General features: G+C 70.4%; 9 protein-coding genes. 6 read left to right on the top strand and 3 right to left on the bottom strand.

Features of this window, described 5'->3' with window-relative positions:
• Positions 1-9 precede the first annotated feature (9 nt).
• The 5 genes from HG543_RS49315 to HG543_RS49295 all read left to right on the top strand — a co-directional run bounded on the left by HG543_RS49315 (position 10) and on the right by HG543_RS49295 (position 4209).
• The gene (locus HG543_RS49315) at positions 10-1608 is read left to right on the top strand and encodes a YiiX/YebB-like N1pC/P60 family cysteine hydrolase (RefSeq protein WP_169351929.1); all 1599 of its coding nucleotides are present in this window, start codon (positions 10-12) and stop codon (positions 1606-1608) included.
• An 8-nt stretch (positions 1609-1616) separates the two neighbouring features.
• The gene (locus HG543_RS49310; protein WP_169351928.1) at positions 1617-1892 is read left to right on the top strand and encodes a hypothetical protein; all 276 of its coding nucleotides are present in this window, start codon (positions 1617-1619) and stop codon (positions 1890-1892) included.
• Positions 1893-1976: 84 nt separating this feature from the next.
• A complete protein-coding gene (locus tag HG543_RS49305; RefSeq protein WP_171818605.1) occupies positions 1977-2801 on the top strand; it encodes a SirB1 family protein in 825 nt (274 codons plus the stop codon).
• 64 nt (positions 2802-2865) lie between these two features.
• Positions 2866-3429: an NUDIX domain-containing protein gene (locus HG543_RS49300; protein WP_169351926.1), complete on the top strand. Its 564-nt coding sequence runs from the start codon at positions 2866-2868 to the stop codon at positions 3427-3429.
• 192 nt (positions 3430-3621) lie between these two features.
• A complete protein-coding gene (locus HG543_RS49295) occupies positions 3622-4209 on the top strand; it encodes a DUF2378 family protein (protein ID WP_169351925.1) in 588 nt (195 codons plus the stop codon).
• Between the two features lie 46 nt (positions 4210-4255).
• Here the strand turns inward: HG543_RS49295 and moaC are convergent, their stop codons facing one another.
• The 3 genes from moaC to trxB form a co-directional block, all read right to left on the bottom strand.
• Positions 4256-4897: a cyclic pyranopterin monophosphate synthase MoaC gene (gene moaC / locus HG543_RS57230; protein ID WP_371876553.1), complete on the bottom strand. Its 642-nt coding sequence runs from the start codon at positions 4895-4897 to the stop codon at positions 4256-4258.
• A gap of 2 nt (positions 4898-4899) precedes the next feature.
• On the bottom strand, positions 4900-6084 hold the full coding sequence (locus tag HG543_RS49285; protein WP_169351924.1) for a trans-sulfuration enzyme family protein: 1185 nt from the start codon (positions 6082-6084) through the stop codon (positions 4900-4902).
• Between the two features lie 101 nt (positions 6085-6185).
• Positions 6186-7148, bottom strand: coding sequence for a thioredoxin-disulfide reductase (gene trxB / locus HG543_RS49280; protein ID WP_169351923.1), 963 nt, complete (start codon positions 7146-7148; stop codon positions 6186-6188).
• A 72-nt stretch (positions 7149-7220) separates the two neighbouring features.
• Between trxB and HG543_RS49275 the strand changes: the two genes are divergently transcribed.
• Positions 7221-7679: a Crp/Fnr family transcriptional regulator gene (locus HG543_RS49275; protein ID WP_169351922.1), complete on the top strand. Its 459-nt coding sequence runs from the start codon at positions 7221-7223 to the stop codon at positions 7677-7679.
• Positions 7680-7885 lie beyond the last annotated feature (206 nt).

The following is a 7885-nucleotide window of genomic DNA, read 5'->3' as shown; positions in this document are numbered from 1 at the left end:
GCGTCAGAGGTGTATAAGAGCCAGCCCCTGTTGCTCGCCTGGCTCACGCTCGCCAGCACGCCCCCCGTCCAGCCCGCCGTCAGCGCCATCCAGGCCGCCGCGCCGGGCAATGTCTACGACCTCGACGACGACGCCTTCGTCGCCCAGGCGCAGCGGGACCTCGCGCAGCTGGAGCGCTACGCGCTCGGCCTGAGGAGCCTGCAGGAGACGGTGAAGAAGTCGCGCGGCGTCTACCTCCAGAAGCAGAGCGAGCCGTACACGCCGGACCAGAAGCAGCACCTGCTCACGACGTGGGCGGCCTTCTTCGACTACTTCGTCTCCACCGAGGTCATCCGCCAGCGCTACTGGGACTTCGTGAAGGTGCCCTCCCTCACCCAGCCGAAGAAGCACGCCTGGGGCTTCCTGCTCACCCACGGCGCGCTCACCACGGAGCTGGCCCACGGGCTCACCTACGCGGAGCTGGCCGGCGGCCGCAAGCAGCTGGAGGTGCTCCTCGACGAGCCCGCGCCCGAGTACGGCCTGCCCCCGCGCGCCTTCGCTCGCTTCAAGCAGAAGGTCATCCACGTGGCCACCACCACCCAGCTCATCACCGGTGACGGCTACAAGGAGCAGCTGCGGCCCCTGCTGGTGAAGGCCGGCGCCCTCGACGCCCCGCGCGTGCCGTGGGTGATGCAGGAGATGAAGGAGAACAGCAAGGTGGCCAAGGGGCTGCTCGTGAAGCGCGGTCCCACCCTCTTCGCCAAGGCGGCGGCGGACATCACCCAGGACGGCGCGCAGCGCGCCTTCTTCCCCGTGCAGCGCGCCGTGGCCGAGTGGATGGGCGACACCCGCGTGCGCCGCCTCGGCCAGCCGCTCATCGCCCGCGAGCAGGTGCTCTCCGTGCTCAAGCGCATGGAGCCCGGCGACATCATGGTGGCCCGGCAGAACTGGTACCTCTCCAACATCGGCCTGCCCGGCTTCTGGCCGCATGCCGAGCTCTTCGTGGGCACCCCCGAGGAGCTCTCGGCTTACTTCGACGCGGACGCGGACGTGAAGGCCTGGGTCGCCACCCTGCCCGGCAAGCCCGCCTCCTTCACCCAGCACCTGGCGCGCGCCTTCCCCGCCAAGTGGGCCGAGTACACCGGCAAGGACGCGCACGGAGACCCCATCCGCATCATCGAGTCCATCAGCGAGGGCGTGTCCTTCACCGGCCTGGAACACGGCATGCGCGTGGACTACCTGGGCGTCATGCGCCCGCGCGTGTCCCGCCTGGAGAAGGCCCGCGCCGTGCTGCGCGCCTTCACCTTCCAGGGCCGCCCCTATGACTTCAACTTCGACTTCTTCTCCGACCAGACGCTCGTGTGCACCGAGCTGGTGTGGAAGTCGTACGCTCCCTCCCAGGACATGAAGGGCCTGCGCGTCCCCCTGGTGGACGTGGCCGGCCGCCGCACCCTCCCCGCCAACGAGCTCGTCCGCCTCTTCGACGCCGAGTACGGCCGGGAGGACCGCCAGCTCGACTTCGTGGCCTTCCTGGACGGCCGGGAGGCGGAAGGTGACGCAAAGGAGGCGGACGCGGCCGCATTCCGTTACAGCTACCGCCGGGCCAAGTGGGACATCGCCCAGGAGTAGACACCCGTATGACGGAGCAGGTGGCCGAGGAGATGCTGGCGCTGTCGTCCCAGCTCTTCGAGAGGATGATTGCCCAGCAGCAGGCCAAGGTGCTGCGGCTCGCCCGCGAGGCGGTGCCCAACATCACCCCCGAGGAGCTACGCAACCCCCACGACTTTCCGGAACTCAAGGAACACCCTACATTCGAGTTCGAGGATGGAATCCTGTCCGGGCTGATTTCGGCCCAGGTTGCCCTGCGCGCTGAAATCAAGGGAAGGCTGCCGCTTGCTCCGCCAGCAATCTGACGTTCGCCCGCCTGCCTTTGCCGTCCGGCCCGCCGTGGGTTACTCGTTCCCGCCGTGAGCATTCCCTCTGGATTCAGCCCTCCGCTGGCCCGGGAGCGGTTGGTGTCGGCCCTGGCCGCGGAGCCTCCCCGGCTGGACCTGGCCGCCCTGGCCATCGCCACGCTCGGCCGCCCTGGCCTGGACGCGCCTGGCTGCCTGCACATGCTGGACGTGCTGGCGTGCCGGGTGCAGGTGGAGGCCGAGCGGCTCAAGGAAAAGGGCGAGGCGCTGGCGCCCCTGCGCGCCCTGCGTCATGTGCTGGCGGACATCGAAGGTTTCCGGGGGAACGAGGAGGACTACCACTCCCCGGAGAACAGCTTCCTGGACCAGGTCCTGGAGCGGAAGGTGGGCCTGCCGATAACGCTGTCGGTGGTGTACCTGGAGGTGGCGCGGCGCGCGGGCATCTCCCTGTACGGCGTGCCCTTCCCGGGCCACTTCCTGGTGGCGCATGACGCGGGCGACCACAAGCTCGTGATGGACCCGTTCCACCATGGGGACATCCTCACCGAGCATGGGTGCGAGGAGCTGCTCAAGCGCGTGGCGCCGCAGCTCAAGTTCGACCGGAGCATGCTGGCGCCGGCGCCGGTGGAGTTGATTACCTACCGGATGCTGTCCAACCTGCGGCGGGTGTACCTGGGCCGCGAGGACTGCGAGCGCGGGCTGGCGGTGGTGGACCTGCTGTTGCTCCTGGCACCGGACCACCCCGGCGAGCTGCGCACGCGCGCGGCGCTGCTGGCCAACCTGGGGGCCTACCGCGCCGCGCTCAAGGACGTGGAGCGCTGCCTGGAGCTGTCGCCCGAGGCGCCGGACCGGGACAGGCTGGAGCTGACGGCGCGGGAGCTGCGCGAGCGCGCCTCGCTGCTCAACTGAACGGGCCTTCGGGGCTCCACGCGCGTGGAGTCCCCGCGAGCCCGCCCCCCTGAAGGAGAGCCACGTGTCCCAGACGGTGAAGCCCTGGCTGCGCCTGCGCCAAGGGCTGGAGCACGACTACCGCGTCCTCAAGGTCCGCGAGGACCGGTGGGCCGACCCGCGCACCCACCAGGAGCACCCTCGCGTGCTCGTGGACTGCTCGGACTGGGTGAATGTCATCGCCGTGACGCCGGAGGACCAGCTCGTGCTGGTGCGGCAGTACCGCTTCGGCGTCCAGGCCCCCACGCTGGAGGTGCCGGGCGGCATGGTGGAGCCCGGCGAGGACCCGGCGGTGGCCGCGGCGCGCGAGCTGGAGGAGGAGACGGGCTACGTGCCGGGGCGGGTGGTGCCGCTCGGCGACGTGCACCCCAACCCCGCGCTCCAGCCCAACCGCTGCTTCAGCTACCTGGCGCTGGACTGCGTGAAGCACCACGCGGGGAAGCAGGACGAGGGCGAGGACATCGTGGTGGAGCTGCACCCGCGCGCGGACGTGCCCCGGCTCATCCTGGAGGGCCACATCACCCACTCGCTCGTGGTGGTGGCCTTCTTCCTGGAGCGGCTGCGCGCGGAGGCTGGCGGCGCGCGGTAGCGGCCGGAAGCGTCCCCTCGCGAACGGCTGCTGGACGGCGGCGCGCTGTCGCCGTCGGGTGATGAACACGCCCTCGGGACGACGTCGGGGAGTCACCGGGAGTCCCGGTGGCCGCGGACGAGGTGTCGGGGTTCTTCTCCATACTGCGGTCCCGGCGCACCACATCGGCCGGGCTCATCGAGGAGAGCCACCATGCGGGCACTGGGAGAGCAGGTTCGTGCCGAGCCCGTGCCCCAACGGCGCCTCATCTTCGAGCACACCGTGAGCTGGCTGCTCCAGCCCGCCGTCCGCCTGCGCCTGTCTCCCACGGCATACGCGGCGCTGAAGGAGGTGGGGCTGGACGTGACGGAGCGGCTGCGACCGGCCTACAGCTTCGACACGTGGCGGCGCAGCCTGGCCATCATCGCGGCGGACCTCTACCCCACCACCCCCCTGGACGAGAGCTACCGGCTGCTGGGGCGCGCGCTGGTGCGCGGCGTGGAGCTGACGACGATGGGGCGGGCCATGGTGAGCATGGCGCGACTGCTCGGGCCGCTGCGCTCGCTGCGCAGGATGAACGAGACGTTCCGCAGCGCGGACAACTACGTGGAGTCCCGCTTCACGCAGTGCGGCCCCACGCACTGCGAGCTGTGGATCAACGAGGTGATGGACAGGCCCGGCTACTACCAGGGCGTCCTGGAGGCGGGGCTGGAACTGGTGGGCGCCCGCGACGCGCGCGTGGAGGTGCTCTCCCGCGACGGCGATGGCGCCACCTATTCCGTGTCCTGGCGGGCGAAGTAGTCGCGGTGGAGGGAGACGGCGCTCCCCTCCTCACGAGTCCTCCGCCCTACCCGCCGCGCTTCGTCCGCTTCCCGGCGCGCACGACGGTCTCCAGCGCGGTGCGCAGTCCCTCGGCCTCGCGGGGCCGCTTCGCGCGCTTTCCGGACCGCGCCGCGGGCGAGACTTCCTCCGCGCCACCGCGCTTCCCTCCCGCGCTCCCACGCCGCTTCCCACCCCGCGCCGGGAGCGGTAGGGCCTCCTGGGTGGCCTCGGTGTCCCCGGCATCCCGGTGCCACGTGCCGGAGCGGCCTCCCGCCTTGTGCTCGAGCTGCACCGCCTCCAGCACCATGCCGCGGTCCACGCTCTTGCACATGTCATAGACGGTGAGCGCCGCCGCGCACGCCGCGGTGAGGGCCTCCATCTCCACGCCGGTGCGGTCCACCGTCTTCACCTGCGCGCGGACGGACAGGCCCGCTTCCTCCGGCGTGAGCGTCACCTCCACGCCGGAGAGGGCGATGGGATGGCACAGGGGGACGAAGTCCGGCGTGCGCTTGGCGGCCATGATGCCGGCCAGCCGCGCCGCGGCGAGCACGTCTCCCTTCTCCACCTTCCCCGCGAGGATGCGCTCGCGGGTGGCGGGGAGCATGCGCAACCGCGCGGTGGCCACCGCCACGCGCTCCGTCTTCGGCTTCGCTCCCACGTCGACCATCTTCACCGGCGCACCACCTGGGCCACGGCGCCGAGCAGGTCCTCGACGATGTCGTCCGGGTCCTCCAGCCCCACGGACACGCGGATGAGGTTCTCCTGGATGCCGGCGGCGGCGCGCTCCTCCGCCGTCATGCGCCGCGCGCTCGCGCTGGCCGCGTGCATCACCAGCGTGCACACGTCGCCCAGCGACGGGCCGGGCTTGCAGATGCGCAGGTGCTCCAGGAAGCGCATCGACTCCGGCCGGCCGATGCCCTTCACCTCGAACGCCACCATGGGGCCGCCGCCGTTGAGCAGCTCCTTCGCCACCGCGTGGTCCGGGTGCGAGGGCAGTCCCGGGTAGATGACGCGCTCGAGCAGCGGCGAGTCCGACAGCCGCCGGGCCACGTGCGCGGCGTGCTCGGCGTGGGCCTTCATCCGCACCGGCAGGGTGCGCAGGCCGCGCAGCGTGAGCCACGCCTCGAAGGGTCCGAGCACGTCGCCCGCGAGGATGCGCGCGGAGCGCAGCGGGGCGATGCGCGCGGCCGAGGCGCTCACCGTGCCGCCCAGCGCGTCGCTGTGGCCGTTGAGCCACTTGCTGGTGGACTGCACCGCGTAGTCCGCGCCGAAGTCCAGCGCGCGCTGGCCCACGGGCGACGGGAAGGTGGCGTCCACCACGAAGGCCGCGCCCACGTCGTGGCTCGCCTTCGCCAGCGCGCGCAGGTCCGGCACTCGCAAGAGCGGGTTGGTGATGCTCTCCGACAGCACCATGCGCGGCTTCAACTCGCGGATGCGCTCGGGCGTGCGCGCGTCCGTCATCAGAAGCGCGTGCAGCTCCACGCCCAGCGCGGCGCACAGGTTCTTGTAGAGCAGCCGCGTGACGCCGTAGCCGTCCGCCGGCATCACCAGCCGGTCCCCGGGCCGGAAGCCCTGGGCCTCGAAGACGGAGCGCAGCGCGGCCATGCCGCTGGCGTAGGCGACGCACGCGTCGGCGCCCTCCAGCGCGGCCACGGCCTCCTCCAGCAGCGTGGTGTTGGGGGCGCTGATGCGGGCGTAGGCGTAGTCCTTGCCGTCCAGCGCGCCGTCCAGGTCGTCACTGCTGTCGAACCAGTTCACCGCCGCCGGGTAGATGGCCGGCGACACCGGCACCGCCTTGCTGCCGGTCAGCCGCGAGCCGGCGTGCACCGCCACCGTCTTCTGCTTCTTGCTCATGGGATTCGTGCGTTCCTTACCGCGGGAATGGCAAAGGCCGGCCCGTGGAAGCGGGCCGGCCTGGGAAGTGCTCGCCGGTGTCGCGCGGCGAGGGGCACGGGCTACTCGCCGTGCTCGATGAGCCAGCGCTCGGCGTCGATGGCCGCCATGCAGCCGGTGCCGGCGGCGGTGATGGCCTGGCGGTAGTAGCTGTCCTGCACGTCGCCGCAGGCGAACACGCCCTCGATGTTGGTGCGGGTGCTGCCCGGCACCGTCTTGAGGTAGCCGCCCTGGTGCGTCTCCAGCACGCCCTGGAACAGCTCCGTGTTGGGCGTGTGGCCGATGGCCACGAACAGACCGGTGGCCTTGATGAGCTGGCTGTCACCCGTCTTGAGGTTGCGCACCACCGCGCCGTTCATCCCCTTGTTGTCGCCCAGCACCTCCTCCACCGCGGAGTTCCACAGGAAGGAGATCTTGGGGTTCTGCAGCGCGCGCTCCTGCATCACCTTGGAGGCGCGCAGCGTGTCGCGGCGGTGGATGACGGTGACGTGCTTGACGATTTTCGCCAGGTACGTGGCCTCTTCCATGGCCGTGTCGCCGCCGCCCACCACGAGCACGTCCTGGTTCTTGAAGAACGCGCCGTCACACGTGGCGCACGCGGACACGCCGCGGTTCTTGTAGGCGTCCTCGCCCTTGACGCCCAGCCACTTGGCCGTGGCGCCCGTGGAGATGATGACCGTCTCCGAGCGGTAGCTCACGCTCTCTCCCTGGATGAGGAAGGGGCGCTGGGAGAAGTCCACCTTCACCACGTTCTCCATGTGGATGACGGTGCCGAAGCGCTCGGCCTGCTTCTGGAACCGCTCCATCAGCTCCGGGCCCGTGATTGCCTCGGGGAAGCCCGGGTAGTTCTCCACGTCCGTCGTCACCATCAGCTGGCCACCCGGCACGCGCTGGGGATGGTCCAGCGTGGGCCCGCCCGCGAAGACCACGGGCTGCAGGTTGGCGCGCGCGGCATAGATGGCCGCGGTGTAGCCCGCCGGCCCCGAGCCGATGATGGTCACCTTGTTGATCTTCTCCTCGGCCACCGGAATCTCCCTGTCCTGTTGGAGCCGCGAAGGTACCAGAGCCCTTCACGTGCGTGATACGAAGCTGGCCTCATGGATGCCGCCGTCCTCAAAAAGGTTGCGCTGTTCGAGGGTTTGACCCAGGGCCAGCTCGCCAAGGTGGCGCAAATCGGCCACTCCCGGAACTACCCGGCGGGCGCCTTCCTCTTTCGCGAGGGAGAGGCCGGCCAGGAGATGTTCGTAATCGAGTCGGGCAAGGTGCGCATTTCGAAGACGGTGCCCGGCATCGGCGAGGAGGCGCTCGCCATCCTGGAGCCCGGGCAATACTTCGGAGAAATGGCGGTAATCGAAGACTCTCCCCGCTCCGCGGACGCCATCGCCCACGTGAGCTGCACGGTGTGGGTCATCGAGCGGTCCAAGCTGGACCAGCTCATGTTCACCGACAAGGACCTGGCGTACGTGCTGCTCTGGACCTTCGTCCGCACCCTGAGTGAGCGGCTGCGCGAGACGAACGACAAGATAAAGGCCTTCTTCGCCATCTCCCGTTTCTAGCGCCCTCGCCCGCCCCGGCACTCTCAGGCCCTGAGAGGTGGGGTGGTGTGCGGATGTCCGTCCGGAAGACGGGCTGCTTTACCCGATATGAGACGGGTGCCGGGACGACTTCCCAGGTAGAGCCGGCAGGCACGGCGGTTGCTCTGTCCTCTTGCCCGTGGAGGTGGGCGGGATGGAGCAGGCGGCGGCGGGAGTGGCGTGGGCGG

The sequence above is a fragment of the Pyxidicoccus fallax genome (genome assembly GCF_012933655.1).
Taxonomy (GTDB): Bacteria; Myxococcota; Myxococcia; order Myxococcales; family Myxococcaceae; genus Myxococcus; species Myxococcus fallax.
This window is presented reverse-complemented; position numbering and strand designations above follow the sequence as displayed.

Coding starts and splice junctions, on each gene's coding strand:
- HG543_RS49310 (WP_169351928.1), top strand. CDS start 1,617: ATGACGGAGCAGGTGGCCGAGGAGATGCTGGCGCTGTCGTCCCAGCTC.
- HG543_RS49295 (WP_169351925.1), top strand. CDS start 3,622: ATGCGGGCACTGGGAGAGCAGGTTCGTGCCGAGCCCGTGCCCCAACGG.
- moaC (WP_371876553.1), bottom strand. CDS start 4,897: ATGGTCGACGTGGGAGCGAAGCCGAAGACGGAGCGCGTGGCGGTGGCC.
- HG543_RS49285 (WP_169351924.1), bottom strand. CDS start 6,084: ATGAGCAAGAAGCAGAAGACGGTGGCGGTGCACGCCGGCTCGCGGCTG.
- HG543_RS49275 (WP_169351922.1), top strand. CDS start 7,221: ATGGATGCCGCCGTCCTCAAAAAGGTTGCGCTGTTCGAGGGTTTGACC.